Source organism: Brevibacillus sp. JNUCC-41, from assembly GCF_014844095.1.
Taxonomy (GTDB): Bacteria; Bacillota; Bacilli; order Bacillales; family DSM-1321; genus Peribacillus; species Peribacillus aracenensis.
The window spans coordinates 22218-48191 of sequence record NZ_CP062163.1; the positions used below are offsets into that span (position 1 = coordinate 22218).

Annotated in this window: 32 protein-coding genes; 3 read left to right on the forward strand and 29 right to left on the reverse strand. The window is 41.6% G+C overall.

Translation table 11 applies throughout. The features are described 5' to 3' along the window. Positions 1–86: 86 nt before the first annotated feature. The 14 genes from JNUCC41_RS00140 to JNUCC41_RS00205 form a co-directional block, all read right to left on the reverse strand. Positions 87–1388 (reverse strand): replicative DNA helicase, encoded by a 1302-nt coding sequence (locus JNUCC41_RS00140; protein WP_192205774.1) that lies wholly within the window; start codon positions 1386–1388, stop codon positions 87–89. Next, positions 1369–2136, reverse strand: a complete 768-nt coding sequence (locus JNUCC41_RS26575) for a replication protein (protein ID WP_228467472.1) — start codon at positions 2134–2136, stop codon at positions 1369–1371. Before JNUCC41_RS26575 ends, JNUCC41_RS00140 begins: the two co-directional genes overlap by 20 nt. 33 nt (positions 2137–2169) lie before the next feature. Beyond that, complete coding sequence (locus JNUCC41_RS00155; RefSeq protein ID WP_192205776.1) at positions 2170–2907, reverse strand: MBL fold metallo-hydrolase; 738 nt, start codon at positions 2905–2907, stop codon at positions 2170–2172. Then, positions 2904–3059 carry a hypothetical protein gene (locus tag JNUCC41_RS00160; RefSeq protein WP_192205778.1) on the reverse strand — a complete coding sequence of 52 codons (156 nt, stop codon included), beginning with the start codon at positions 3057–3059 and terminating at the stop codon, positions 2904–2906. Before JNUCC41_RS00160 ends, JNUCC41_RS00155 begins: the two co-directional genes overlap by 4 nt. A gap of 10 nt (positions 3060–3069) precedes the next feature. After that, positions 3070–4008, reverse strand: coding sequence for a recombinase RecT (locus tag JNUCC41_RS00165; RefSeq protein ID WP_192205780.1), 939 nt, complete (start codon positions 4006–4008; stop codon positions 3070–3072). 16 nt (positions 4009–4024) lie between these two features. Continuing rightward, positions 4025–4246: a YqaI family protein gene (locus JNUCC41_RS00170; protein WP_192205782.1), complete on the reverse strand. Its 222-nt coding sequence runs from the start codon at positions 4244–4246 to the stop codon at positions 4025–4027. Further along, on the reverse strand, positions 4239–4397 hold the full coding sequence (locus JNUCC41_RS00175; RefSeq protein WP_192205784.1) for a DUF6906 family protein: 159 nt from the start codon (positions 4395–4397) through the stop codon (positions 4239–4241). The genes JNUCC41_RS00170 and JNUCC41_RS00175 overlap by 8 nt, the downstream gene beginning before the upstream one ends. Then, positions 4394–5911, reverse strand: coding sequence for an AAA family ATPase (locus tag JNUCC41_RS00180; RefSeq protein WP_192205786.1), 1518 nt, complete (start codon positions 5909–5911; stop codon positions 4394–4396). Before JNUCC41_RS00180 ends, JNUCC41_RS00175 begins: the two co-directional genes overlap by 4 nt. After that, entirely contained in the window at positions 5912–6133 is a 222-nt protein-coding gene (locus JNUCC41_RS00185) for a hypothetical protein (protein ID WP_192205788.1), read from the reverse strand. Continuing rightward, on the reverse strand, positions 6117–6299 hold the full coding sequence (locus tag JNUCC41_RS00190) for a hypothetical protein (RefSeq protein WP_192208354.1): 183 nt from the start codon (positions 6297–6299) through the stop codon (positions 6117–6119). Before JNUCC41_RS00190 ends, JNUCC41_RS00185 begins: the two co-directional genes overlap by 17 nt. Before the next feature lie 80 nt (positions 6300–6379). After that, the gene (locus tag JNUCC41_RS27000; protein ID WP_286182272.1) at positions 6380–6502 is read right to left on the reverse strand and encodes a hypothetical protein; all 123 of its coding nucleotides are present in this window, start codon (positions 6500–6502) and stop codon (positions 6380–6382) included. Between the two features lies 1 nt (position 6503). Further along, positions 6504–7247, reverse strand: coding sequence for a phage antirepressor KilAC domain-containing protein (locus JNUCC41_RS00195; protein WP_192207981.1), 744 nt, complete (start codon positions 7245–7247; stop codon positions 6504–6506). Continuing rightward, positions 7247–7567, reverse strand: coding sequence for a hypothetical protein (locus tag JNUCC41_RS00200; RefSeq protein ID WP_192205790.1), 321 nt, complete (start codon positions 7565–7567; stop codon positions 7247–7249). The genes JNUCC41_RS00195 and JNUCC41_RS00200 overlap by 1 nt, the downstream gene beginning before the upstream one ends. Positions 7568–7572: 5 nt before the next feature. Further along, the gene (locus JNUCC41_RS00205) at positions 7573–7827 is read right to left on the reverse strand and encodes a hypothetical protein (RefSeq protein WP_192205792.1); all 255 of its coding nucleotides are present in this window, start codon (positions 7825–7827) and stop codon (positions 7573–7575) included. Positions 7828–8002: 175 nt separating this feature from the next. Here JNUCC41_RS00205 and JNUCC41_RS00210 point away from each other — a divergent pair, with 175 nt between their 5' ends. Together JNUCC41_RS00210 and JNUCC41_RS00215 are read left to right on the forward strand one after the other, a co-directional pair. Continuing rightward, positions 8003–8737, forward strand: coding sequence for a helix-turn-helix domain-containing protein (locus JNUCC41_RS00210; protein WP_192205794.1), 735 nt, complete (start codon positions 8003–8005; stop codon positions 8735–8737). 11 nt (positions 8738–8748) lie between these two features. Continuing rightward, complete coding sequence (locus tag JNUCC41_RS00215; RefSeq protein WP_192205796.1) at positions 8749–9891, forward strand: site-specific integrase; 1143 nt, start codon at positions 8749–8751, stop codon at positions 9889–9891. 60 nt (positions 9892–9951) lie between these two features. Here the strand turns inward: JNUCC41_RS00215 and udk are convergent, their stop codons facing one another. From udk to mltG, 5 genes are all read right to left on the reverse strand, one after another. Then, entirely contained in the window at positions 9952–10587 is a 636-nt protein-coding gene (gene udk, locus JNUCC41_RS00220) for a uridine kinase (RefSeq protein WP_192205798.1), read from the reverse strand. A gap of 1 nt (position 10588) precedes the next feature. Beyond that, positions 10589–11860, reverse strand: a complete 1272-nt coding sequence (locus JNUCC41_RS00225) for a peptidase U32 family protein (RefSeq protein ID WP_192205800.1) — start codon at positions 11858–11860, stop codon at positions 10589–10591. A 32-nt stretch (positions 11861–11892) separates the two neighbouring features. Next, positions 11893–12822 carry a peptidase U32 family protein gene (locus JNUCC41_RS00230; protein ID WP_192205802.1) on the reverse strand — a complete coding sequence of 310 codons (930 nt, stop codon included), beginning with the start codon at positions 12820–12822 and terminating at the stop codon, positions 11893–11895. Then, a complete protein-coding gene (locus tag JNUCC41_RS00235) occupies positions 12809–13474 on the reverse strand; it encodes an O-methyltransferase (protein WP_081395487.1) in 666 nt (221 codons plus the stop codon). Before JNUCC41_RS00235 ends, JNUCC41_RS00230 begins: the two co-directional genes overlap by 14 nt. A gap of 481 nt (positions 13475–13955) precedes the next feature. Next, positions 13956–15092, reverse strand: a complete 1137-nt coding sequence (gene mltG / locus JNUCC41_RS00240) for an endolytic transglycosylase MltG (protein ID WP_192205804.1) — start codon at positions 15090–15092, stop codon at positions 13956–13958. Positions 15093–15420: 328 nt separating this feature from the next. On the opposite strand from mltG, the gene JNUCC41_RS00245 reads away from it, so the two are divergent. After that, positions 15421–15585: a hypothetical protein gene (locus JNUCC41_RS00245; RefSeq protein WP_192208355.1), complete on the forward strand. Its 165-nt coding sequence runs from the start codon at positions 15421–15423 to the stop codon at positions 15583–15585. A 203-nt stretch (positions 15586–15788) separates the two neighbouring features. On the opposite strand, the gene JNUCC41_RS00250 is transcribed toward JNUCC41_RS00245, so the two are convergent. From JNUCC41_RS00250 to recD2, 10 genes are all read right to left on the reverse strand, one after another. Then, entirely contained in the window at positions 15789–16079 is a 291-nt protein-coding gene (locus JNUCC41_RS00250; RefSeq protein WP_063232962.1) for a DUF1292 domain-containing protein, read from the reverse strand. Between the two features lie 11 nt (positions 16080–16090). Next, positions 16091–16516 (reverse strand): Holliday junction resolvase RuvX, encoded by a 426-nt coding sequence (gene ruvX, locus JNUCC41_RS00255; protein ID WP_034308633.1) that lies wholly within the window; start codon positions 16514–16516, stop codon positions 16091–16093. After that, complete coding sequence (locus JNUCC41_RS00260; protein ID WP_034311358.1) at positions 16516–16785, reverse strand: IreB family regulatory phosphoprotein; 270 nt, start codon at positions 16783–16785, stop codon at positions 16516–16518. The genes ruvX and JNUCC41_RS00260 overlap by 1 nt, the downstream gene beginning before the upstream one ends. Before the next feature lie 66 nt (positions 16786–16851). Further along, positions 16852–19488 carry an alanine--tRNA ligase gene (alaS, locus tag JNUCC41_RS00265; RefSeq protein ID WP_192205806.1) on the reverse strand — a complete coding sequence of 879 codons (2637 nt, stop codon included), beginning with the start codon at positions 19486–19488 and terminating at the stop codon, positions 16852–16854. Between the two features lie 307 nt (positions 19489–19795). Beyond that, positions 19796–20872 (reverse strand): AI-2E family transporter, encoded by a 1077-nt coding sequence (locus JNUCC41_RS00270; RefSeq protein ID WP_192205808.1) that lies wholly within the window; start codon positions 20870–20872, stop codon positions 19796–19798. Between the two features lie 229 nt (positions 20873–21101). After that, on the reverse strand, positions 21102–21317 hold the full coding sequence (locus JNUCC41_RS00275) for a hypothetical protein (protein WP_063233024.1): 216 nt from the start codon (positions 21315–21317) through the stop codon (positions 21102–21104). Then, on the reverse strand, positions 21307–21765 hold the full coding sequence (locus tag JNUCC41_RS00280) for a PRC-barrel domain-containing protein (protein WP_370662555.1): 459 nt from the start codon (positions 21763–21765) through the stop codon (positions 21307–21309). The genes JNUCC41_RS00275 and JNUCC41_RS00280 overlap by 11 nt, the downstream gene beginning before the upstream one ends. A 372-nt stretch (positions 21766–22137) precedes the next feature. Then, entirely contained in the window at positions 22138–22908 is a 771-nt protein-coding gene (locus JNUCC41_RS00285; RefSeq protein WP_192205816.1) for a TPM domain-containing protein, read from the reverse strand. Then, the gene (locus JNUCC41_RS00290; RefSeq protein ID WP_192205818.1) at positions 22908–23474 is read right to left on the reverse strand and encodes a LemA family protein; all 567 of its coding nucleotides are present in this window, start codon (positions 23472–23474) and stop codon (positions 22908–22910) included. The genes JNUCC41_RS00285 and JNUCC41_RS00290 overlap by 1 nt, the downstream gene beginning before the upstream one ends. A 90-nt stretch (positions 23475–23564) precedes the next feature. Beyond that, positions 23565–25970 (reverse strand): SF1B family DNA helicase RecD2, encoded by a 2406-nt coding sequence (recD2, locus tag JNUCC41_RS00295; RefSeq protein ID WP_192205820.1) that lies wholly within the window; start codon positions 25968–25970, stop codon positions 23565–23567. Positions 25971–25974: the final 4 nt, after the last annotated feature.

A 25974-nucleotide genomic window follows, 5' to 3' on the forward strand; every position in this document is an offset into this window, starting at 1 on the left:
ACGTGCAGCTTCGTACCGTTCTCTTAATCTATTATTTTTATCTATAGCTATCTGATAGAGTTGTTGATTGGTAGCTTGTGTCAAATTCATGCCTGCTTTACCTCTCTCGGCACCTCAGTGAACTTCTGCTTCCAATTAAGGAATAGTAATTTAAATTCATTCACACCGATATCTCGACCTTTTGCGAAAGTTTGATTAATGATCTTTCCTTGAGAGGTCCTTTCACCTTCACTCCAAAGGAATTCAACTACATCAGCATCCTGTTCAATAGAACTTGATTCCTTTAAATCAGCTAACACCGGCCTTCTAGGAATTCCACCCTTATCAGAATCCCTAGTCATTTGTGACAGCATCATAAAGCAACAGTTTAGTTCCATGGCTATTTGTTTAGCCTGACCTGTGACTCTTCCAATGGCTAAGGCCCTGGTATCGCCTTTTGTTTGAGGGATGTTCATGATCTGTAAATAATCAACAACAATCATGGCAATCTTCCCATGCTTCCTCTTAAACTGCTTGGCAGTAGCCTTGATTTCATCAATGGTTACTCCGGAACTATCCTGCATGAAGATTGGCAGGTATTCAAAATTGTCATAAGCCATATCAACAAGCTTTTGCTCTTTTTGATTCAAGTCTTTCATTTTGATTCTTTGGAAAGGGATACCTGTTTCAGCTGATATCATCCGATCTTTTAAAGAATCCCTTTTCATTTCTTGACTCCAAATAAGCACGACACCTTCTTTTTGCTTAGCGACACCATTTATCCTTTGTAAAGCCAATGCTGTTTTTCCAACTGAAGGTCTACCAGCACTAACGAAAAGCCAACCTCTCCATATTCCTTGTGCCCACTTGTCATATTCGGAAAATCCCGTCTTAATAAACTCAGCTGGCGTTTTCAGATGCGTGTAATACTCTTCCCTGGATTCTGAAAAACTGAGCATCTTGGCATTATCTATTGGCCTTAATTCGGTCACCAATTGCTCTACATATGAAAAGAATTCTTCATCCGATTCATAATCACTCCTGGACATGCCTTCTATGATTTGTGCAGTATTCTTAATCCTACGTTCCATAGCCTTTGATCGAATCATTTCAGCATAGTACTTAACATTTGCTGTAGTTGGACAGGATGCAGCTAATTCAGATAGGTATTGAACACCGCCAATTTTTTCGATATTCCCAAACTTAACGTATGCCTCAGTTACCGTAATGATATCCACTGGTTTTCCGCGCTTTTCTAGGAATCTCATTACTTTATAAATTTCTTTATGCTTAGGTATAAGAAAATCTCGTTCTTCCAAGAATGTGACTTCATCAAGAACATCTGGTTCCAAGAAGACTGCTCCTAAAACCGATTGTTCGGCAGCCATTTCAGTTCCAGTTGAAATCATCTGGATTCTTCCCTTCAGCAATCCACTTCTGGAATTCAATATCTTTATCACGTGGATCAAATTGCTTTTGTTGTTTAGAAGGTTTCTTTTGACCTGCCATTTTCATAGCCAGTTTTGTAAATTGCTTTCTAAATGTGGAAGCCGATAAAATATTCGTTCTCCAAAAGTCATCTGTTACAACCCAATCCATAACATCTTTTGCATGGCGTTTGTCTATCTTTTCAAGTTCAACCAGTTTCCTAAAATCATCTGCCCAGGTTTGTAAGTTAGCCCTGGCAATTAGATGTTCAATACCAGCTTCCTTGGCAACGATTTTGACCAGGTTGTGGAAGTAAACAGCCATTTTGTAATAAGTGTTATCCTCTTCATACACTTTCTTCTTGGCCACTTTCTTAGGCTTTACCAGCTTAGGGTCAGCTTGGACTTGACCTTCTCCGGATTCCCATTCTTCATAGTTTTTATTGACTCCCAATTTCCTGCCCCCTTTTATATCAAATTCTGTAATTGAGATTATTCTTTTTTGAATAAGCTGATCTAATGCTTTTTGTGTTTGTCCCTTACTAGCCTCTATTTTCATTGCAAGATACGAAAGAGGTAAGGAATGTTCTGTCCTTCTAAAACCATACGTATAACGCCATATAGCCAATACGATTCTAAATTGGGTACCGTTTAATCTAAGTTTCATGATTTGTTCAAGTAATTCATTAGCAATTCTTGTGTATCCATTTTCGGTTTGTGGATTTGCCATTTAGCTTCATCCGTTCTTTATAATCACTGGGTGTTAAAACACCTCGATTTCATAATCTTCATTTGCTTTATAACCCTTCTTATCAAGGGCTCTTATGGTCGTTAATTTAGCCAACTCTGACATGTTGTTGGTGCTGGATAAGTGAGTAAGATATATCTTTTCCCCAACACCCTTCACTAGCTTAGTAAGGGCCTCAGCAGTTTGTGCATTACTTAGGTGTCCTATGTCAGATAGAATACGTGCCTTTGTTGCATTCGGATAATTGGAATGCTCGAGCATGATTGGATCGTGATTGGACTCTATGATAAAAAATTCACTATATTTCATGGTCTCTATCATTACGGAATCTACCATTCCGGTGTCCAAGCAAACAGAAACTTTATCTCCAACCTTATCTACTATGGCGTATCCTATAGGCTCGAAAGCGTCATGGTAAACTTTAAATGGTGTTACATCAAAATCACTTACTAACATGTTGCCAACAATAATGTTCTGCAATTCTTTATTTACTCCCTTAATGCTTTTCCATTCACCCTCAGTTGCAAAAACGGGAATTTGAAATTTATTGGCCAACGGAAGACCTTTTACATGATCTGAATGTGCATGTGTTATTAAAATGGCATCTATGGAGTCAGGACGAATCCCGACATCCAGCAGCCTTTTTTCAATCTGTGTTTTTGGAATTCCTACATCTACTAAGATGGTATTCCCAGAGGAGCGAACAGCAATTACGTTACCACCTGAACCACTTGCTAAGATGTCAACTTTCATAAATTCACCTTATGTTCTTTCCAAAACCATTCTTTAATTTCTTCATATTCGCTTTCACTAATTTCCCATGTATCAAGAAGTTCCATTAGCGAATTCCTTCTAGCTTCTTTCATTACTGCGTACATGAACTGGTCTAGTTTTTCTGGCTTCATTTACTCCACCTCATTCCAATTCATCGTTATCAGCAAACTGTGCATCCTGCATGTCAATGTGCATATCCATCAATTCAAGTAATCCCAGTAGCTGCGGTAATGTTGGTTCACCTTTAATGTCCCGAGCGTTCTTTTCAATGTACTCTGTTCGGGCTTTTCCTTTAGGAATGCCGAGTCTTTCGAATTTCTTTACCATTTCTGTTTTGGCTTCATCAATGGCATCCAAATCTTCATTCTTTGGCTTACTCGACTTTTTAAGATTATCGATAACTTCCTGGTTGGGAGTAATATCCTTACGTTCCTGCGGTTTATATTCAGGGACTGAATTCGATTCACCCGCAGCCTCCATACCATCAACAACGACATCAGCTATATCAAATTGACCCTTAATAGCTCTAGTTCCAACGTGCTTTTTAAACATGTCTGGATCAACATCTCCGTTATCTTGCTTCCAGAACTTCCCGTTTACCTTGATCCATTTCTGAACCTCAGAAACATCCATGAATACAACATAATTCGGCCTGCCTTCTCGCTTTGCGATTGCGTATGCACCCATAACCTTTCCTCGCGGAAATCTCGGTTTATGCTTTACTCCCACCATTTCACCTTCATCACTTAGGACCACGTCAAAATCATCAATCTCGTTTTCGCAGACCACCTGAGAAAAGATGCCATGATACCCTTCCGATTTCTGGGCTAATGATTTAAGTCCCTCGTAAGAAACACGGATGTCCATTTTCCCACCGTAAACAATTGGAAATGCATGTTTTAAAGATGGATCAAGGTTCATTCGGTTACATTGGTACATGAACAGATTGAATTGTGGAATGGTTAAATCCTTGCCAACAGTCTCCTTCATTGTCATTAGTTCGTTGACACCGAAATCCCCAATTTGATGTAGTTCATTTAGCTCCGTATTTTGCGTAGCAATGGATTTGTTATTTGCCATGTTCTAAGTCCTCCTATTAATCTGCTGTTTTAAATTGAAATCCCTTAACTTCTATCAAGTAATCTTCCAAACTATCTTCCAGAACCATTTCACCGTTGCTTGGATCAAGTACAACTGAATCCCCTTTAAGGACTTCATTTCCAAAATAATCAGTTCCGAAGTGCTCCGGCTGTGCAACAAGATTTGCATAGCCGGTTTTATTGATTTCAGTAACAATCGGATGTTCTAAGTCAGCCATTGGGCAACTCCTTGATTTGACCTGTAAACCGGTGGACGGTGTGCAGCTCTCCAGGGAGGTTCTTAACAACTAACCATTGATTGGTGTCTTTCACTCCTGCCCATTCCATTGCTTTACGTTGGTTAACTGTGGGCTTTCTGCCTGATTTCATTCCGCATCGACCCCTTCAATATTCAATTTCTGACCAGCAACTACTCTTGAAACGATTAGTTGACCAACAGGCTGCTTAAAGCTTGTGATCGATTCGGCATTATCTACAAAAACAGGTGTTATGAGTTCACTCTGCTGTGATAGAACGTCTCGAAGTTCTAGTCCAGCCCTTATACCTTCTGCTGTTGAAAGCTTGCGATATGGCTTCTTATCAAGCTCGATTTCAAAGGTATTTTTCATCTCACTATTTTTTTGTTCTTCAAAAAGACGGACAGATAATGTTTCAAACAGGGCTTGTACCTTTTCACCCTGTAATTCAGCCTCCTTGGCTTTGAATGCCTTCACGCTGTCCAGGATGAAGATGGACTCATTAAGGGATTCAAGTGTTGCTTTTTCATCAACTTCTGCTTGGCTGACTTGTTCTTGTAGCCTCTCAAATTGACCATGTATTCTAATCGCTTCTCGTAGTGGTGTCCCTTTAGGATCAAGTTCACGAATTTCATTTCTTAATTCAGTAGCATCTACAAATTCCATTTCTTCAAGTTGGTCCTTAAGGTCGTCGCGTTCTTTCCGTAGCCTTTCATGGTTGGCTCTATATTCCTTAATGCGATTTTCTTTATCAGATTCTACAACCTTTACAGTTTCTTCATCCAGTGGACGGTTGCAAGTCCTGCAGCTGTTTTCAATTCTTTCGTTTTTAAGTAACGGCCAACGTTCTTTTGACATTTCAACCTGCTCTTGTAGATTCCGGATTTTTGCTTGAAGAGAGTTATAGGCCTGGTTCTTTTCCCAGGCTTTATCTAGCAAACTTTCTTTCTCCCTTACCTGCTTATCTATTTGAGATAGCTCGGTTTTTAACGATTCAATTGGAGCTCCTACATTAGGCAATTGATCAAGTTGCTCCTTCAAAGTCTTTGTCCGGCTTTGAGCAGCAATATATTTTTTATCTAAGGTGGTTTTATTCTCGGCATGTATTTTTTTAATATCTTCTAATCTATGTTTTTTTATTAACGCTGATAGGCATTTGTTTTGCTCGTCCGGCATATGCTCTAATACATCTTTATTTATTGGGGAAGTGACATACTGCAAAAGCATGGACCGTTGTTTCTCCCAATGCATAGATGGGAAGTAACTTGGATTGTACAGGGAAAGGAACAAGTCCTTATCGAATAATCTCTCAACCACTTCATTAAATTCCCCAGCTTTTGAAGGTACATCATTTACATAATAAGTAGTCTTGTTTTTCTTAAGGCTGCGCCCAAGCATTAATTCTTTTCCATCAACTTCTAACAAAAGTGAAACCTTTGTCTCTTCTGCTTCGTAAGTAATCGGCGTAGGGTCTAATTTGCTACCAAGAGCATCTGTACCGTACAATACATATGAGGGAGCTTCACAAACTGTGGACTTCCCCTCTGCATTGTCCCCCGTGATATCTGTTCTCTCGCCAAAGTTAACAGTGATATCACGGTGGGATTTAAAATTGTTAAGTATTAATGTTTTAAAGATCACTTGCATTTACAGCACCTCACTAACTGGATATTCGTATTTCACACCGACTACAGGCAATTGAATTTCAGTGATATGTTCATCATTGCGATTAAACAACTTGAACACTCCATCGTGTTCGATAATGTCATCCACAGCTTGGCCGCCGAATTCCTTACCCACCTCGAATGTAAAAATAAAGGGTTCTGTTGCTTCAGCAATTACCTCAAATGATTTAATTGTTCTTTCCAATCGGTCCAGCCCCTTTCATTTTTTTCTTGCGCTCACCATAAGCACCAATGTTTGAAAAAGCCGCCCCACTTTTATTAGGTTTCTCCGTTAAAGGAACAATGGGGTGTTTTTCAATGTATGCCAATCGTTCTTCTTCAGTCATAAACCAAACTTTAACTTCATCCATTTGATACACCTCCCTGACTTCTTACATAAGCCCGATAAATTTCCATGTAACGGTCAGCCTCAGTCATTGCTAACCAATACTTAGACTTGATTTTCATTGCTTCTCACCTCCTTCAATCTCCCTGCGGTCAATGAGCTGCCGCACATGCATCCACCTAAAAACAGCAGTGCCCCTACGAAACCGTAAACCATGACTATACCCAATTTAAACAACCTCCTTTTCTTCTCTTTCAATGACCGGGAGAACTCCTTCTCTTTTTAATAGGTCATATATGAAAAGCCTTCCTTTTTGTGTCCATTTGGTGCTTATTTTTGACTTGTCGGCATCAATAACATGTGTAGTGGTTTGCGTATAACCTTTGTCTTGATACTTTGCATACATTAACCAAATGTCCCCTTGTTTATATTGGACACCTAAAGCATGAAGTTTTTTATTGAAAGAAACGGCACTCATTCCGTAGTCCTTTGCGATTTTTGAAACGGACAATAAAGATTTATTTTGTAGCACCATGTCATAATAGGATGCTTTCGGCTGTAATTCTTTTACCTGTTGATTTAGGACTAAATTGTCAGTTGTTAATGCTGCCACGCGTTTTTCTAAAAATTCGTGAGCCCTTTTAATCACCATATCTGGGCTATTCCATTTCTTCTCTAATTCAAGGAAATACCGACGGGCTTGTTTGCCTTTTACTGTACGCTGGATCATAGAAATTTCTTTTGCCATGTCTATCATAAGAAAGTGGTCATCTAATACCCTTACAGCACCGTTATTTACAACCGTACTTTTTTGACCGTATGTAAAATCAATATTTTCAGTAAAGCCATACTCCAACATTCTGTTGAACCATTTTGAGTATCTTTCCTTTGACTCAAGGAACTCATGAAGATCACGACCACTAACAAGGATTTCGTTTTGGTCATTGTTAATTGTGCTGATTAGTTCGTTCATCACTCTCCACCCACCTTTACTTTAGATGCGATCCACTTTTCAATTGCCTTCCTGGAGTATCTTCGTTGAGTTTTAGTTCCATCCAGTCTTTCAGGAGTATCAAAAACAGGAAAGTCAGGCTGACAAAAATAAATTTCTTCTGCTGTTTCGGGGGTACAATTAAATATTTCTTTATACACTTGTTTCTTTGTTAACAATTGATCTGGCATTACAGTTGACTTTATCAGCGCTTCAAGTTTAGGTATTAATGCGTTACTGACTTTTTCAATTACATCGTTTGTAATCTTTTCAACATCACCTGATTCAAGTTCAATTTTCATGTTTTTCACCCCGCATCATTATCAATACCATCAACGTAGAAAAACTTTTCAAATGGTTCTCCAAACAATGAAAGTACACTTGCAATAAACTGATTGCCTGGACTATTGTAACGGTCATCTTCAGGACTTAACTTTGCTCTCCAGACTTGACTTGGCGAAATACCCATCTTCTCCGCCAGTTCAGCATCAGTTTTGATTTCAAAGTCAATCTGAGCTTTCATTAATTCTTTGACTTTCAAACGGATAGTTTTTTTCTTCATAAAGTACACCACCTTTTATTCGCTGACGAATTATTATTCGTTCTCGCATATTTAATATAGCACGCATCAAAAAAGAATTACAAGTTTATTCACGAATATAATTGCGCGCACGAAATATTTTATTATATAATCGAATTAGTTAAAAAAGATGGTATAGATGAGGAGATACGAAATCATGGTAGATGTAGATATTAAAGATGAAAGTTTCGGTGATTTTTTTAGAAGATTAAGAAGAGCAAAAGGTTTTAAATCGCAAAAAAGATTAGCTGAGGTTTCCGGCGTTTCTCAAACTACAATCTCCAGAATTGAAGACGGCACCCAAGTTCCAACCTACGACACATTGGATTTGTTATCTAAATCATTAAGAGTTTTTACATCAGACCTTTTATTTCTTTCAGGACAATATAAGGAAGAGGATTTACTAGAACCTGTTGATAAAAACGCAATGCTTTCTGATAACTATAGAACTATGAGGACCGCACCATTATTAGTAAATGAAACAAAAAAAGTAGATTACTCTTCTGATCAAGTTAAAGTTCCTATATTGGGCACTACAGCTGCAGGAATTCCTATCGAGAGCGTAGAATATGTTGAAGGTTATGAGATTGTTGAATCCGAATTACTTAGAGGCAGACAAGCTTTCAGTCTAAAAGTTAAAGGAGATAGTATGATTGGTGATGGGATTTTCAATGGTGATACTGTAATAATAGTTGATCAACAAGAGGTGACATCATCTGATATAGCACTAGTCCAAATCGATGGTACTGAGGCAACCCTAAAGCGAGTTAAATGTGAAAATGAAATGTGTATGCTCATTCCTTCTAATCCATCTATGCAGCCAATTTTGGTACCTGCAAGAGAAGTGAAAATATTAGGGAAGGTTATTCAAACAAGAAGAAGTTTTGAGTAAGGAGTGATAAAGTGGCAAGTTTTCGAAAAAGAAATGACAAATGGGAATATCGAATCAAATATATAGATCCTGTATCTGGTAAGAAGAGAGAAAAGTCAAAAGGTAATTTTCGCACAAAAAAAGAAGCCCAAATAGCAGCTTCAGAAGTAGAGTTAAACATAGATAATGATTTTTTTGAGAAAAATGACTCCATTACGGTTGAGGAATATCTCGATATTTGGTTTAACATTTATAAACATACTATTAAAGAAAGTTCATGGAAAAGTAGACAAGATAGTATTAAAGCAATCAAAAAAAGAATAGGAAAAATCCAGATAAAAAAAATCAACTTATCCTTTTATCAAAACTTTATTAACCAAATGGGCGAACACTATGCAAGGAATACTTTAATTGCAATTCATCAAGTATTTTCAATGATGATGAAACAAGCAGTAAGAGATCAGTATTTTAAAGTTAATCCAATCGTTGAGGCTAAACTTCCTAGAGAGAAATACACTGAGACTGAAAAAGAGGATATTGAGTATTGGGAAAAAGAAGATCTTAATTTATTTCTGAATTGTTTACGTGATAAAAATCAAGAAAAAGAATTAACTCTTTTTCTGTTATTAGCCTTTTCTGGATTAAGGATTGGTGAGGCTATATGTTTAAAGTGGGATGATATCGACTTTGAAAGTGCGACACTTAATGTAAATAAGACATTATTCCAGAAAAAAGGATTACGAAACGAGTATGTATTAACAGAACCTAAAAGCCAAAGTTCTAAACGTAAAGTTCCTATTCCCCCACAAGTAATTAAACAATTGAAATCTTGGCGTCATCACCAAAACCAATTAAAGATGAAAAATAGAAGTGATTATACAGATTTAAACTTTATCTTTTCTGATAAAACCGGTCACCCAACACCAGCAAGAAATTTTGGATATAAATTAAATACTTATGCTAAAAAAGCAGGTGTCTCCAAGATCACTCCACACGGCCTCAGACACACGTACACGGCTTTATTGATAGAAGCAGAGATAGATGTTAAAGAAATTCAATTAAGGCTGGGACACGCATCTATAAAGACCACATTAGACGTATACGCACATATAAGTAAAGATAAACAAATAAAATCCATCAAGCAGTTTAATGATTTTGCAGCCCACATCTTTTAATTGGTGGGCAAAAGGTGGGCTGCAGTACATTTCAGAATAAAAATCTTAATTAGAATGTTATTATATCAACGATTTATCAAGTATATCCTTTATCTTCGTCACCATAAGGTCAATAGCCACATGGTTCTGACCGCCTTCTGGAATGATGATGTCGGCATAGCGCTTCGTCGGTTCTATGAACTGATTATGCATCGGACGGACGACACTGATGTATTGCTCGATGACGGAATCTATGGAACGGCCGCGTTCTTTAATATCACGGGTCATCCGACGAAGGATCCGCAAGTCTGCGTCCGTATCAACATAAAGCTTCATATCCATCAGGTCTCTGAGGCGCTCATCCTCCAGCACAAGAATCCCTTCAAGGATGATGACATCCTGGGGCTCCACTGTGATGACTTCTTCTGAACGCGTATGGATCGAATAATCATAAACGGGTTTTTCTATCGTTTCATAGCGCAGCAATGCGTTAATGTGATCGATTAACAAATCATTATCAAATGCCAGAGGGTGATCATAATTCGTTTTCAACCGTTCTTCAAAAGGCAAATGACTTTGATCTTTATAGTAATAATCTTGTTCGATCATCAAGATCGAATGTCCTTGAAAGAATTCAAAAATGGAACGGGTAACACTTGTTTTACCTGATCCTGACCCTCCGGTAACTCCGATGACCACTGGTTTTTTCCTTGTCATGTCAATTCTCCTTCCGCATCATATTGTTCACATGAACTCTATTATCTACTTGAATGCGGACAATTTGAAGCGGATGGCGAGCTGCCTCCAGCTCCTTACCTGACTCATCCCAGATCGTACCGATTTTTTGAGTGAAGTTTTCGATTTCCGGTCCAAAAAACTCCACTTCATCCCCAGGCTTGAAGAAATTACGCTGCTGCATGGTAACGATTTTAGTTTCCTCGTTGTAATCAAGCACCAATCCTGCGAAGTCGAAGCGAGTCTTTACGGTATGATTCCCGAACATTTGCTGTTTATACCCAGGAATTTCCCCTTCCATGAACGATGATGCCGTCTCACGATTCGCACATTTATCAAGCTCTTCCAGCCATTCTTGTTTAACCTTGAAATGGTCTGGATCGGCACAATACGCATCAATCACTTTACGATAGACGCTGACAACTGTTGCAATATAATGAATCGATTTCATTCTTCCTTCGACTTTTAAGCTGTCTATGCCAATTTCAATCATGCCTGGCAGTGATTCAATCAGCTTCAAGTCTTTTGGACTCATTGCGAATGGAGCATCTTCTTTATCGAATAAAGCCTTTTCCCCGTCTTGATCCAACTCATATAAACCATAATCCCAACGGCAAGACTGACAGCAGCCGCCGCGGTTCGAATCACGCGCCGTCATATGGTTCGAAAGGGTGCAGCGTCCAGAATAGGCAATGCACATGGCCCCATGAACGAAAGCCTCGATTTCGATATCGACCTTTTCCTTCATTTCACGGATTTCATCAGCACTCGTCTCCCGTGCCAAAACGACACGCTCCAAGCCTTCCTCTTTCCAATACTGAACAGCCTTCCAGTTCGACAGCGATTGCTGCGTGCTTAAATGGATCTCGACGTTCGGAGCGACCCTTTTACATGTTTCGATGATTAATGGGTCGGCGACGATGATACCATGAACCCCAGCCTCCTGAAGACCTTCCAGGTATTCATCCAGACCATCGATATTTTCATTATGTGCGAAGATATTGGTTGTTACATATACTTTAGCACCATACTTATTAGCGAATTCGACGCCTTCCTTCATTTCCTCAAACGTGAAGTTGCCTGCATTGGAACGAAGACCATATTCCTGGCCGCCAATGAACACGGCATCCGCGCCGTAATGGACGGCAATTTTTAATTTTTCAAGGTTGCCGGCCGGAGCCAGCAATTCCGGTTTTTTTACAATGACTCTCTTTCCATCAACGATCTTGGAAATTTTATCAGCAATAGCATTCAAGGCTATTCCTCCTCTTTCTCTTACCCTTTTCTTTAATAAACCGATTCTTTAAAGAAGAACCCGGTATCCAACTCACGGTTATCCGGCTGAACCGCTTTGACTTTTTCAAAAAGTTCCGCTTTCACATCATCATAGCGGTCAGGGTCTTCAGCACATACGTCAATCGCTTCCCGATATAACTTTGTCATTTCAATGATATATTCCGGGGTTTGTAATAATCCTTCGATTTTCAGTGAATCGATTTCCGCTTCAATCAATTCCTGTAGTTCATCGATCATGCACATATCATTCGGACTCATGATATGTGTACCATTTTCATCTTCATAAATCGGATATTTATTTTCACGTTCCTTATCATGCAAGAACATATTTCGCTGTTCCTTCCGATTTTCCACTTCCAATGCCTTTCCTTGGTATTCAAAGTAATTACCAAGGAGCGTACGCTTCGATTGGAACATGCATGTCATGCCATGCACTTGGACTTCAATCTCCACTTCGGCATTTTCCTTCATTTCCACTATCTCGTCCAGACTTATCTCACGGGCAGCAACGGCACGGACAGCACCGCGTTTCCCCCAGTAATTACATGTGTACCAGTTCGTTACCGTCATCTCTGTATTCCAGTGCAGGGGCATATCAGGTGCCACGGCACGGACAGCCATCAAGACTGCGGGATCACCGAATATGATCCGGTCGGCACCAGACTCTTTAAGGAATGTGACGTACCCTTCAAGCTCGTCCACTTTTTCATTATGGAAAATGGCGTTCATCGATACGTACACTTTCTTACCCGCGGCATGTGCAAGCTCAATCGCCTTCTCCACATCTTCCCGTTTGAACTCCCCTGCCAGCCTAAGCGCATAACGTTGTTCGCCAATGACGAAGGCGTCAGCGCCAGCATCGATGAGTTCTGTTATATGATCGACACTTGTCGGAGTCACAAGTAATTCAGGCTTTTTCATTTTTGTCACCTCTATGTTTACTAATGGCCACACCATCACCAATCGGCAAAATTACGGTATCGAAGTTGGGATGGTCATGTAACCAGATGTTAAAGTCCCTTATTTTTTTAATAAGGGCTCGCTTTCTTCTCGTCATTTCCATTTCTTCAATGTTTTCGGCAACCAAGCCTTTGAATAAAACATTATCGGTAATTATAATGCCAGCACCAGCAAGGAATGGTTCAAACAGTTCAAAGAATCGCTTGTACTGCCCTTTAGCTGCATCAACGAAGATGATATCAAACGGACCGTGTTCCATCACTTTCGGTCCCGCTTCAAGGGCATCCCCTTCAATGAGGGTGATCCTTTCCGACAGTCCCGCCTTCTTGAAGTTAGCCCTTGCCTGCTCAATACGGGCTTCATTCCGTTCAAGTGTGACGATTCGGGCTTCAGGAAGGGTCTCAGCCATCCTAATGGCCGAATAGCCAATTGCCGAACCTACTTCCAATATCGCCTTTGGCTGATGAAGCCTTAAAATCTGAAGCAGCACCTCAATGCCTTCGGGCTCCATGATCGGCACATTATTTTCCATCGCAAAATCTTCCAACTCCTTAAGCAAACCCGTACGCTCCGGAATTAAGGAATGAAGATATTGTTCTATTTTTCCGTTCAAAACGTTTCCTCCATTTATAAGGAAAACAAAAGCGCTTGGTCAGTAACATGAAAAAAATTGATTGGACAATTTCTTCACAAGGAGCTGAAACAAGTATGCTTGACGATCTACATTTCCTTATCTTTCAAAATAAAACCCGGCATTCGCCGAGTTACGTCACCGATAAGAATCGGATCAAAAATTCACTTGTACTATTCTATCATAAAAACAAGGGGAAAGTAATATCTCTCCCCCCACAGTCTCATTGCTATTTTTCATTTAGGCTGTTTTCGCATACTTTGTTGCTAACCAAGTATTGCGGTGTGGTTGATTTCCTCTCCATTGCTCGCTTTCCGCGGGGCGGGCGGTGAGCCTCCCCGGCGTAAACGCCTGTGGGGTCTCACCTGTCCCGCTGCTCCCGCAGGAGTCTCGCACTTCCGCTCCGATCAACCTTAAATCGTTTCGTTTTAAAAACAACAATCTTTACGAAAAGAGCTTTCATTTATTTATTGGAAATATGCTCTGCCTTTTTGTTATTGTGGTCATCCAAGGTCTTGGAGTAAAGGACTTCCCCTTCAGGTGTGGCCAAAAAGTACAGATAATCCGTTTTCTCAGGTTTCAGTACCGCATCGATCGATGTCGTTCCGGCATTGGCTATCGGCCCTGGCGGCAGCCCCTTGTTCTTATACGTATTATAAGGGGATTTCACCTCAAGGTCTTTATAATATACCCTGCTCTTATGTGAACCCTTCGCATACAAAACAGTCGGATCCGTTTGAAGCGGCATACCTTCCTCAATACGATTGTAAAAGACGGAAGCTATTTTTCCGCGATCGACTTGCGCCGTCGCCTCTTCTTCGACAAGCGAAGCGAAGGTCAGCATCTGGTGCACGGAATAACCGTTCTTGTCCATTTGGCTCTCGTAAGCCTGCAATGTTTCTTCGGTTTTCTTCAGCATCTCGGTGACGATCGACTCCAGGGTCGGCTTTTCCTCATAAAAGTCATAAGTAGCCGGGAAAAGGTACCCTTCAAGCGGATATAAAACCTTTTCATTTTCAATTTCCGACGTCAAGAGCTGCGGAAATTTCTCTTGCATGGAATTTACGAACTTTTTATCATTCAATTTCTTAAAGACCTTTTTCGGATCTTCACCCGTCTTCACGGCGATGATATCAGCAATTTGGATCAGCTGCTTTCCTTCAGGAATCGTTATCTTCATTGCAGCTTCCTTCATTAGTTTTCCGGTTTTGATGCTTGTGACGATATCCTTAATAGGCATGGAAGGTGATAATTTATACTCCCCTGCCTGAAAACCGGATTCATTGCGGAATTTAATATAATATTTGAATACGCGTGCGTCTTTGATTATTCCCTGCTCTTCAAGCAACGTTGAAATTCCGTTAACGGAAGAACCGATTGGGATTTTCACTTTCTTGATGGTATCATCATCCGGATCGACTGGCTTCATGGCTGAGTTGATATATAAAAAGCCCACAAGTCCAACGATCCCAATTAGTAAAATAAGCGAAGCTATCGTAATCATGATGATTTTACGAACCAGCTTGGCTTCTCCTTGCTGTTCTAACAATTTCATTTGGATATGTTCCTTTTTAGATAAATTTTTATCTTTTTCATCCATTTTCATTCCCCCTGCAAACTCACACCAACTACAGAATGGTTTCTTGGTGATGCTTTCTCTAATTAATCTTCGCTTCGAACATTATACTAAAATCAACAAATAATTACATGTTTTTTGCAAAACTACATTCATTAATACTCTATTTATGGCAAAAATGCACTTGTTTTGTCAATATTCAGATGTTATTTAACAGGAATATAGTGATATCATAATTTCTTCTGCTTAAAAGATGCGCTCTAATTTTTTTCCCTGCATGTGTTAGGAATTTCAGGAAATGACAGGAATATTCATGTAGGAATGGTACTATTCATTTAAGATGAGGGAAGGTGTGAAGGAGTTGGATAATTCTTATTTTGTAGGTTGGGGGACATTGGCACTCATAAACGCCGGACTTGCTCAAGGAAAAAATAGAACGGCATTGAATTGGTTCTTGCTATCCTTATTTTTGGGTCCGCTCGCTACATTTATACTTTTATTCGCAAAGAAAAGATAAGGGGTTACCGGAACACACATGAACATTTATGGAGGCGGGTTCAGACTGAAAATCGAATTTGAATACGGATTTTGAAGGTTTGTACAAATGATGGTTTTCACTTTAGGCACTCGCTTTCCCGCAGGAATCTCGCACACACATTCCAATCACCTTGTCCTTTTGTCAAAAAAAAACCGGCCTTTAAGGCCGGTTTTTTTCTAATCTTATTCTTCTTCTGCTTCTTCTTGGTCAAGGAATGTATTTAACATTTCTTCAACAAGATCCCATTCTTCTTCTGTTTCGATCGGTGTAAGTTCACCATCTTTATTATCTTCGCTTGGTACGAATGATGAAGCGTGGATTTCAATTTCTTCCTCGTCATCTTCTGCAGACATCGGATAGTAAAGTACATAAGATTTGTTGAATTTATCTGAATCGAATGTGAAAAGGATTTCGCAAAGCTGCTCGTTTCCGTTTTCATCTACTACTGTAATGTTGTTTTCGCCGTGTTCCATTAGTATTCACCTCATATTGAATTTGTTTGTCTGTCCAAGAATCCTTGCAGAATCATGACAGCAGCCATTTTATCAATGACTTTCTTGCGTTTGCTTCGGCTCACGTCCGCCTCAAGAAGGACACGTTCAGCCGCCATAGTTGTCAACCGTTCATCCCAGAGAAACACCGGCAGCTTGAATTTGTTTTCTAATCGTTTAGCGAAATCTTGGCTGATTTCGCCTCGCGGTCCAACAGTCCCATTCATATTTTTAGGTAAACCGAGGACAATTTTAGAAACATCATGCTCTTTTATAATTTCATTGAGGCGTTTAAAGCCGAAGTCATTTCCAGCTTCGTTAATTTTGATCGTTTCCAATCCTTGTGCAGTCCAACCCATCGCGTCACTCAGGGCAACGCCTATGGTTTTTGAACCTAAATCAAGTCCCATTGTGCGCATTAGTATTCCTCTCGGTGGTTCTTAAGATACGATTTAACCAATTCTTCGATGATTTCATCGCGTTCAAGCTTACGAATAATGTTCCGAGCATCCATATGGCGCGGGATGTAGGCCGGGTCACCAGATAATAGATAACCGACAATCTGGTTTATAGGGTTATAACCTTTTTCCTGAAGTGCAACATATACTTGAGACAGTACTTCTTGTACATCTCTTTCGAATGGTTCTTCGGGAAAATTAAATTTCATCGTTTTATCAAAGGAACTCATTAACATGCACCTCTCCTCAGCGTCCAGAATCCACTATTACCTACATTGTACAACACTTTCCATTGATTATGAAATCGATAAGACCCATTCTTCAACAAAATTAAGTGCTGAATCCAATTTTTTAGGGTCTTTTCCGCCGGCTTGGGCCATATCTGGACGGCCGCCGCCACCACCGCCACAGCGGGAAGCAACTTCTTTGACCAATTTACCAGCATGGAAACCGCGATCGATGTAATCCTTGGTCACCCCGGCAATCAAATTGACTTTATCACCTTGGGCCGAACCTAATACGATGATGACAGAATCGAGCTTTTGTTTCAAATCATCCGCCATGGCACGCAGATTATTCATGTCGGTAGCTTGAACCTTTGCCACCAATACTTGAACCCCATTTACTTCTTTTACGTTAGAAACAAGGCTGCTTGCTTCGATATTGCTTAATTTTGCAGTAAGGCTTTCATTCTCACGATGAAGATCCTTCACTTCTGCCAGTACCGTTTCAATTCTTGAAGGTACGTCTTTCAAGTTTGTTTTCAATTTAGCAGCTGCGTCCTTCAAGACACCGATTTGCTCAGTCATCAATTGGTATGCCCCGGCACCCGTTACCGCTTCTATACGGCGAGTCCCAGCTCCGATGCCGCTTTCGGAAACGATTTTGAACAAGCCGATTACCGCTGTATTCGGAACATGGACACCGCCGCAAAGTTCTAGGCTGTAATCACCTATTTGAACGACACGGACAACCTTGCCGTATTTTTCGCCGAACAAGGCCATAGCGCCCATAGCTTTTGCTTCATCGATGTTTTTATAGTCCGTATTCACTTGTAAGCTTTGCCAAATCTTTTCATTTACAATCGTTTCGATTTGTTCAATCTCTTCCGCCGTTATCTGACCAAAATGAGAGAAGTCGAAGCGAAGGCGCTCAGCCTGTACGAGTGAACCAGCTTGGTTGACATGTGTACCAAGCACATCTTTCAACGCCTGGTGCAGAAGGTGCGTCGCTGTATGGTTTTTCGTGATATGGATGCGGTTTTCTTGATTTACTGCAGCGACGATATTGGAATCTGCTGTTAAAGTGCCGGCAGTAACCGTTACACGGTGCAGGTTTTGGCCATTAGGGGCTTTTTGGACATCATGGACATCTACCTTCACGGATTCACTGGCCATCGTTCCTATATCGGCTATTTGTCCGCCGCTTTCCGCGTAGAAAGGAGTCTTGTTCAGTATCACTTGAACTTCTTCTCCTTCTTCTGCCTCCGTTACAAGTTCGCCATTTTTTACGATGGCAGCAACTTTGGCTTCGACAGCTACTTGATCATAGCCGACAAATTCACTTTCAACTTTTATATCGCCCAATACCCCGCCTTGGATTTGCATCGAATCCACATCTTGACGCGCTGAACGGGCACGTTCACGCTGTGCATCCATCTCTTTTTCAAATCCGGCTTGATCGACCGTCATGCCTTCTTCTTCTGCATATTCTTCCGTTAACTCAATCGGGAAACCATATGTGTCATATAAACGGAATGCATCACTGCCCGGAATGGTCGTACCGCCTTTTTCCTTTTCCTTTTTAATGACTTCAGAAAGGATGGACAGTCCATCATTCAGGGTTTCATGGAAGCGTTCCTCTTCATTTTTGATTACTTTTGCAATGAACTCTTTATTCTTGAGGACTTCAGGGTAGAAGTCTTTCATGATTTCGCCTACGACCGTCACAAGCTCGAACATGAATGGTCGATTGATGTTGATTTGCTTAGCATATCGAACCGCTCTGCGGAGTAAACGGCGCAATACATAACCGCGGCCTTCGTTGGATGGAAGAGCACCGTCACCTACTGCAAAGGCAACCGTACGAATATGGTCGGCAATGACCTTGAAGGCAACATCTTTTTCTGTATCGGCACCATACTTCACATCGGAAATCTCTTCGACTGCCCGGATGATCGGCATGAATAAATCTGTATCATAGTTCGTCGCCACATCTTGAACGACGGAAGCCATACGTTCAAGGCCCATTCCTGTATCGATATTCTTCTTTGGAAGAGGTGTGTAAGAACCATCAGGATTATGGTTGAATTGAGAAAACACAAGGTTCCAGACTTCCAGATGACGTTCATTTTCCCCGCCTGGATATAGTTCCGGATCATTGGGATCATCGCCATATGCCGGTCCCCGGTCATAGAAAATCTCTGTATTCGGACCGCTTGGACCCTCACCGATATCCCAGAAGTTTTCTTCCAGGCGAATGATCCTTTCAGCAGGAACACCGATTTTCTTATTCCAGAGTTCGAATGCTTCATCATCTTCAGGATGGATCGTTACAGCCAATTTCTCTTTGTCGAAGCCAATCCATTTTTCATCCGTCAAAAACTCCCAAGCCCATGTAATGGCTTCTTCTTTGAAGTATTCACCAATGGAGAAGTTTCCGAGCATTTCGAAAAACGTATGATGACGTGCCGTTTTCCCCACGTTTTCAATATCGTTCGTACGGATGGCCTTTTGGGCATTTGTGATCCTTGGATTTTCAGGAATCACCCGTCCATCAAAATATTTCTTTAACGTCGCCACCCCGGAATTGATCCAAAGCAGTGATGGATCTTCATGAGGAACCAATGACGCACTTGGTTCGATGTTATGGCCTTTTTCACTAAAAAAATCTAAATACATTTGGCGGATTTGAGCACCAGTTAAATACTTCATATATATCCTCCTTTTAAAATTATGTAATTTTGAGCACACAAAAAACCCCCATCCCAAAAACAGGGACGAGAGTTGACTCGCGGTACCACCCTGATTATGGACGCAGGAATTCACCTAGGCCCATCACCTTCATAAAAGCCTTAACGCGGCATGACGGCAGGTATTAGCTGCTCTCAGGACTAGCTTTCTGCTGCTCTTCACCTGGCAGTCCCTTTCAGCCTGGGGGACCCCTCTCTTTTAGATGGACTTCAGCATACTTCATCCTTCAACGAATTATCTTATGTAATGGATTATATTCACAAGACTTTTATTTGTCAATAAGGGGCGGCTTCTTTCTAAAGTGAACGCGGGCATGAAGTACAAAAACTTTCAACACAGCCAAGAGGGGAATCGAAACGACCATGCCCACGATACCGCCCATTTCGCCCCCGGCCAATAATGCAAGCATGATGAACAGCGGATGCATATGGAGGCTTTTACCGACTATTAACGGTGAAAGGATATTTCCCTCAAGAAATTGAAGTACGAGCACGATGACCGCGATGATCAACACCATTTTAACTGACATTGTCGCGGCGATGACCACTGCGGGAATGGCCCCGATAATCGGCCCGAAATACGGGATGACATTCGTTATACCGATTATCGCCCCCAATAGAAGCGGATATTTCATACCGACTATCCAGAAGAGCAGCGAGGAAATCAAACCGATCACGACACAAACGATGATTTGTCCGCGGATATAGCCGCCAAGCGACGCATCCACATCACGAACGAAAGCCCGTCCCTGTTTACGCCATTTTTTCGGGGTCATATACCATGCCATTTTTTTTAACACAGTGAAATCCTTCAGGATATAAAAAGCAATGAATGGAATCAACGCAATCAGGACGATGAAATCAATCATCTTCATTGCATACTCCATCGCCTTTTCAGGTATACCTTTCAGCCAACCTTCGAAAAGGGTGACACCTTCTTCGAATCTTTCATGAATTCCGAACGGCCAGGCCGCCGTTTGATGATTGAGCTTATCAATCCTGCCCCGGTACTGTTCAACCAGTTCCGGCACGCTTTCCGACAGCTCGCGAACCTGGCTGACGATCATTGGAATACCTTTATAAACAGCAAAGCCGATCCCTCCGAAAAACAACAAATAGATGATCGTAATCGAAAGCCAGCGACGCATCCCTTTCTCATTTAAATATTCCACTACAGGGTGCAGCAAGTAACTGATGAACGCACCAATCAAAAAAGGCAGCAGTACCGTCACGCATACAGTAACGGCAGGTCCCCACATGGGTTTGAGTTTCATAAAAATATAGATAACGAAAAATAAGAGCAATAAAAAACCCAGGCGATAAAACCATTTTAAACGAATACTCACAATAAACACCTCCCGCTCATTTATTCTTCGAAAGGCGGAAGGTTTTCATACATAAAAAAGAGTGCCCTCATTAATTCAGGACACCCATTCCTGCTATAATAATGATTTTAATCTTTTGCGTATTTTCTTCATGTTCCGTTTGATCATTTTCGAGTTCATCAAGTCCGAACCCATATTCATTAGAGTATTGCGTGAACGTCTAGCCATTTGCAAACACCTCTTCCGTTAATTACATACTGAAGCGGCGGTCATTTTCCTCAAACAAATCGTCCAATGAGCTTAAACTTCCATCTTCCTCGACCTGATGCGTATTAATGAGCCCTTCGGATAGGGTCATTTCAATAAAGCAATTCCAACAATAATATTGATTTACACCAATCTTCCCGACATCTTTACTGCGGCAATTCGGACATTTAATTTCCAAAATGGACACCTCACTGTTCATAAACTGAAACAATGATGGTATCCTTCCCTAATGCTGGCGGCTGTTTTGATTCTATCACTGTCGACTCAGAGAAAAACCCATCCGTTGTTTCATACGCTATAATCGTGCCCATTTTCTCCTTGAAATATACATCCTGCAGTAAACCAAGTTCTTCACCCATTTCTGAAAAGAGCATGCGTCCCAATAACTCGTCCTTCGATAGGCAAATGGAATCCGCAGGCACTTTACTTAAGGCAGAATCTTGTTGCCTGATCACGATCCCATCCGGACCGAATGAAGAAATGCCGTCAAGTTCCAAATGAAAAGCTCTTTTGAACAATGCTTGTTGATGAACGACCAACCCTGTTACTTGTCCCATTTCAGAAATTGATAAATCGTGGACCGTGCCGATTCTTTCTCCTTTGATCGTAAAAACCGGCATTCCTTTCAATAAAGAAAACGTCCGCAAGGTCATCCCGCCTTTCCGAACATTTTTATTATCTCTTTCCTGCTGAAAATAGATGTGCTGAAAGGTTTTCCATTGTTGGTCCAACTTCCATAAATACAGGGAACAGACATAAAAAAAAGGCTGTTTTCGCATACTTTGCTGCTATTCACCAAGTAATGCGGTGTGGTTGATTTCCCCTCCATTGCTCGCTTTCCGCGGGGCGGGCGGTGAGCCTCCCCGGCGTGAACGCCTGTGGGGTCTCACCTGTCCCGCTGCTCCCGCAGGAGTCTCGCACTTCCGCTCCAATCAACCTTAAATCGTTTCGTTTTAAAAACAACAATCTTTACGAAAAGAGCTTAAAAAAAGACCGGTTTCCCGGTCAGACCCACTGCTTTACCATCCTCTGCTGGCACCTCCGCCACCGGAACTTCCTCCTCCACCGCCACGTGGACCACCGCTTCCGCCTCCACGGCCGCCGCCTCCGCGACTGATGAATATCAAAAGGATATTGATTAGTGTTTGAAGGAAAAATCCTTTAAAGAACTTGGCATCGAGGATGAATACAATGATGACAACGATGATAATCAGGAAAATCTGTAAACCTGATGGCTGAAAGTTTTCTGACTCGGGCTGTACGGAAAGATCTTGATAAAACTCGTCACCTAGGTTGTATTCTTTCGTGACATCGTTATACACGGCCTTATAAGTTTCCGTCAGGGCCACATCATATTTACCCTCTTTCAGCGCAGGGATAGCCACATCGTCCAAAATCTGTCCAGATTTTATATCGGTAATGGCCCCTTCCAAACCGTACCCCACTTCAATACGGATTTTCTGTTCTTCCATGGCCAGCACAATGAGGACTCCATTGTTCAGCTCGGCATCCCCAAGCTTGAATGATCTCAATGCCTCGACCGAGTACTCCTCGATCTCGGATCCTTCCATCGAATCAACCGTCAAAACGGAAATTTGTGCTTTTGTGGCATCATCCAATCGTTTCCCTAGTTCGATGAGTTCGGATTTTTCCTGTTCACTCAGGACTCCGGCAAAGTCCTGAACATAAATATCCCCAATTGGTTCAGGAATGTTAGGTTGTGCTGCGGCCACGTTTGCTAAACTGAACGTGAGAATGAAGAATAGCGCAAACACAGCGAGTTTTTTCATTATTTATCGCTCCCGAAATCAACCTTTGGCGTTTCTTTTTCTTGATTGGTCACTTCAAAATATGGTTTGGCATCGAACCCGAACGCTCCTGCCATCATATTCTTCGGAAAGCGTTTAATCATTTTATTATAGTTGGTAACTTCATCATTATAGTCTTTTCGGGCTACAGTCAGCCGATTTTCCGTTCCTTCCAAACTATCCATGAGACCCTTGAAGTTCTCATTGGCCTTTAAATCCGGATAGTTCTCAACAACCACCAAAAGCCGGCTCAAGGCCCCGCTCAATTCTTGGTCGGCTGCAATTGCATCTTCAGTCGAATTGGCACCGGCCAGCTTCGAGCGTGCATCGCTCACCGCTTTAATGGCTTCCGTTTCATGCGAAGCATAACCCTTCACCGTTTCCACAAGATTCGGAATCAAATCCGCTCTCCGTTTTAATTGGTTATCCACCTGTGACCATTTATTATCGACGTCTTCACTGGCACTTACAAGGCCGTTGTACGAAGATGCACCAAAGATGACCAATAAAACGACAACGACTATTCCTATTATCCAACCTTTTTTCATCCAATCCCCCCTACTCTTTCACAAAAAAGTTATATTCTATAGTTCCACCAAAACTATGAATTTTAAACAAAATTCATCAAATAGAACCAGCTACATAAAATCATATGGCGTGACATTCTCCATACCGATCATCGGATCAGCATGCATGAGAATATCAAGATAACTTGATTGTTGATGTACCTCTTCCTTTTCCTGCGGCATTTCTTCTTCACTCAAAATCTCTTTCAGCTTTTCACGCAAAGTCGTTTTCCGGCGCATCTCATCATTCCGCTCGATCCCTAAACGGAATGCATCTTCTTCGCCACAAAGGATCAAGAAATTTTTACTGCGGGTAATCGCCGTATACAATAAATTACGGCGGAGCATCCGATAATAACTTTTCACTACAGGTAAAATGACAATGGGGAATTCACTTCCCTGCGACTTATGGATGGAGCAGCAATAGGCATGTGTAATCTGGTTCAAGTCCTGTTTCGTATAAGTCACTTCGATGCCTTCGAATGATATGATTACTTTATCGACATGATCGGTATTTTCTTTAGCGAACAAGATGGACACGATTTCACCCATATCGCCATTAAAGACCCCCTCCTCCGGTTGGTTCACCAGTTGAAGCACCTTATCTCCCGTTCTGTATATTACATCTCCGAATTTTATTTCCCGCCGCTTCTCATTCGCATTGCTATTGAACACTTCCTGAAGCATTTTATTCAGGGCATCAATCCCGGCAGGCCCTCTATACATGGGAGCCAGCACCTGTATATCCTTGGCCGTGAAGCCTTTCGTCCTCGCATTGGCAACCACCTTCTCGATTACTTGGGGGATTTGACCAGTTTGGCAGCGAATGAACGATCGATCTTCTTGCTGTTTCGTGACATCATCCGGAAGCCTTCCTTTTTTGATTTCATGGGCCAATTCAATGATCGATGAGCCATCAGCTTGACGATAAATATGTTCCAGACTGACAGTCGGTACACAATTCGATGCAAGCAAATCCTTTAAAACCTGCCCAGGTCCAACAGATGGCAGCTGATCTTCATCACCAACCAATATCACTTGGACATTTTCCGGCAGAGCTTTAAACAATTGATGGGCCAGCCACGTATCCACCATGGAAACCTCATCGATGATCACGATACGGCCATCCAGCTGATTATCCTCATCATGGGAAAAGCCTTCGCTCCCGTTCCACCCCAGCAAACGGTGAATCGTAACAGCCGGGAGCCCAGTCGATTCGGCCATTCGTTTCGCTGCACGGCCAGTAGGGGCCGCAAGTACGAATGGAAATGGATCGCTTCCTTCTTTTTTATAATCATTAATGTCCATGGATACACCATGCAGCTCTGCATATAGTTCAACGATGCCTTTGATGACTGTCGTCTTACCGGTACCAGGTCCGCCCGTCAAGATTAACATGGGTGATTGCAGGGCTGTTTGGATCGCTTCCTTTTGGGCCGGTGCATAAGATACATCCAGCCGTTCTTCCAGCTCTCCAAGTGCCAGCAAGAACTCCGATTCCGGGAACTGGTCCTCATACTCGGTTTGAGCAAGCAGCCTCTTGATGTTCATCACGATTCCCTTTTCCGAATAGAATAGCGAAGGCGGATAAATTCGTTGATCCTCGACAACTATTTTTCCCTCTTGCGTCAATTCGATTATTTCCGAGGAAATGTTCGTAAACTCAATACGGTCCCGTTTATTTTCCTCCAGAAGACGTTTGACAGCCTCCAATAGCTGCTCGGCTTCTATGTAGATATTTCCGTCCTGAAGGCATTGTGATTCAAGCGTATACAAACACGCAGCCTTGATTCGATCGGGATGGCTGCCGGAAATGCCCAGCTGATGCCCAAGCTCATCCGCCCTTCCAAAGCCAATCCCTTCAATATCCTCAACAAGCTTATACGGATTTCCCTGAACCATCGTGATTGTATCCTGCTTATACATTTGATATATCTTCATCGACAGCTGCGGACCGAAGCCATATTGATTCAGGGCAATCATCACCTGCTCCAGCCCTTGATGCTCGACCAATGTATCATAGAGACCCTTTGCCTTTTCCCCGGATAGCTTCGGGATGTCATCAAGTAGCGAAGGCTGAACCAGAATTTTTGAAATTGCCTTTTCACCCAGTGAATCAACAATGCTTTCAGCTGTTTTTTTCCCGATCCCCTTGAAAAGGTCACCGGATAAATAACTGACGATTCCTTCCTTGGATTGAGGCAGATCCTTACGAAAATGCTCTACATGGTATTGAAGGCCAAAACGCGGATGTTCCTTCATCGCCCCATAAAAAATATAGATCTCATCCTCATGCATCCTTGGAAAATAACCTGTTACGACCGCTTCCTTCTCTTCATAATTCAGATTCGTTTCATGCACGCGAATTCTTACAACCGAGTACATGTTTTCTTCATTATGAAAGATCGTCACTAAATGACTTCCTTTCATGAACATTTTCTCTTCTGAAAACAAATCCAACGAATCTTGCTGGCTCAACGCT

Excerpts from the sequence above, each read along its gene's own strand:
- JNUCC41_RS00165 (WP_192205780.1), bottom strand. The coding sequence starts at position 4,008 with ATGGCAAATAACAAATCCATTGCTACGCAAAATACGGAGCTAAATGAA.
- JNUCC41_RS00260 (WP_034311358.1), bottom strand. The coding sequence starts at position 16,785 with ATGAGTTCCTTTGATAAAACGATGAAATTTAATTTTCCCGAAGAACCA.
- JNUCC41_RS00195 (WP_192207981.1), bottom strand. The coding sequence starts at position 7,247 with ATGAACGAACTAATCAGCACAATTAACAATGACCAAAACGAAATCCTT.
- JNUCC41_RS00155 (WP_192205776.1), bottom strand. The coding sequence starts at position 2,907 with ATGAAAGTTGACATCTTAGCAAGTGGTTCAGGTGGTAACGTAATTGCT.
- JNUCC41_RS00175 (WP_192205784.1), bottom strand. The coding sequence starts at position 4,397 with ATGAAATCAGGCAGAAAGCCCACAGTTAACCAACGTAAAGCAATGGAA.
- JNUCC41_RS00275 (WP_063233024.1), bottom strand. The coding sequence starts at position 21,317 with ATGAACAGTGAGGTGTCCATTTTGGAAATTAAATGTCCGAATTGCCGC.
- JNUCC41_RS00190 (WP_192208354.1), bottom strand. The coding sequence starts at position 6,299 with ATGGATGAAGTTAAAGTTTGGTTTATGACTGAAGAAGAACGATTGGCA.
- JNUCC41_RS00210 (WP_192205794.1), top strand. The coding sequence starts at position 8,003 with ATGGTAGATGTAGATATTAAAGATGAAAGTTTCGGTGATTTTTTTAGA.
- JNUCC41_RS00230 (WP_192205802.1), bottom strand. The coding sequence starts at position 12,822 with ATGAAAAAGCCTGAATTACTTGTGACTCCGACAAGTGTCGATCATATA.
- JNUCC41_RS00200 (WP_192205790.1), bottom strand. The coding sequence starts at position 7,567 with ATGAAAATTGAACTTGAATCAGGTGATGTTGAAAAGATTACAAACGAT.
- mltG (WP_192205804.1), bottom strand. The coding sequence starts at position 15,092 with ATGGATGAAAAAGATAAAAATTTATCTAAAAAGGAACATATCCAAATG.
- JNUCC41_RS00160 (WP_192205778.1), bottom strand. The coding sequence starts at position 3,059 with ATGAAGCCAGAAAAACTAGACCAGTTCATGTACGCAGTAATGAAAGAA.
- udk (WP_192205798.1), bottom strand. The coding sequence starts at position 10,587 with ATGACAAGGAAAAAACCAGTGGTCATCGGAGTTACCGGAGGGTCAGGA.
- JNUCC41_RS00140 (WP_192205774.1), bottom strand. The coding sequence starts at position 1,388 with ATGATTTCAACTGGAACTGAAATGGCTGCCGAACAATCGGTTTTAGGA.
- JNUCC41_RS00290 (WP_192205818.1), bottom strand. The coding sequence starts at position 23,474 with ATGAAAAAAGGTTGGATAATAGGAATAGTCGTTGTCGTTTTATTGGTC.
- JNUCC41_RS00250 (WP_063232962.1), bottom strand. The coding sequence starts at position 16,079 with ATGGAACACGGCGAAAACAACATTACAGTAGTAGATGAAAACGGAAAC.
- JNUCC41_RS26575 (WP_228467472.1), bottom strand. The coding sequence starts at position 2,136 with ATGGCAAATCCACAAACCGAAAATGGATACACAAGAATTGCTAATGAA.
- JNUCC41_RS00170 (WP_192205782.1), bottom strand. The coding sequence starts at position 4,246 with ATGGCTGACTTAGAACATCCGATTGTTACTGAAATCAATAAAACCGGC.
- JNUCC41_RS00205 (WP_192205792.1), bottom strand. The coding sequence starts at position 7,827 with ATGAAGAAAAAAACTATCCGTTTGAAAGTCAAAGAATTAATGAAAGCT.
- alaS (WP_192205806.1), bottom strand. The coding sequence starts at position 19,488 with ATGAAGTATTTAACTGGTGCTCAAATCCGCCAAATGTATTTAGATTTT.
- JNUCC41_RS00180 (WP_192205786.1), bottom strand. The coding sequence starts at position 5,911 with ATGCAAGTGATCTTTAAAACATTAATACTTAACAATTTTAAATCCCAC.
- ruvX (WP_034308633.1), bottom strand. The coding sequence starts at position 16,516 with ATGCGCACAATGGGACTTGATTTAGGTTCAAAAACCATAGGCGTTGCC.
- JNUCC41_RS00285 (WP_192205816.1), bottom strand. The coding sequence starts at position 22,908 with ATGAAAAAACTCGCTGTGTTTGCGCTATTCTTCATTCTCACGTTCAGT.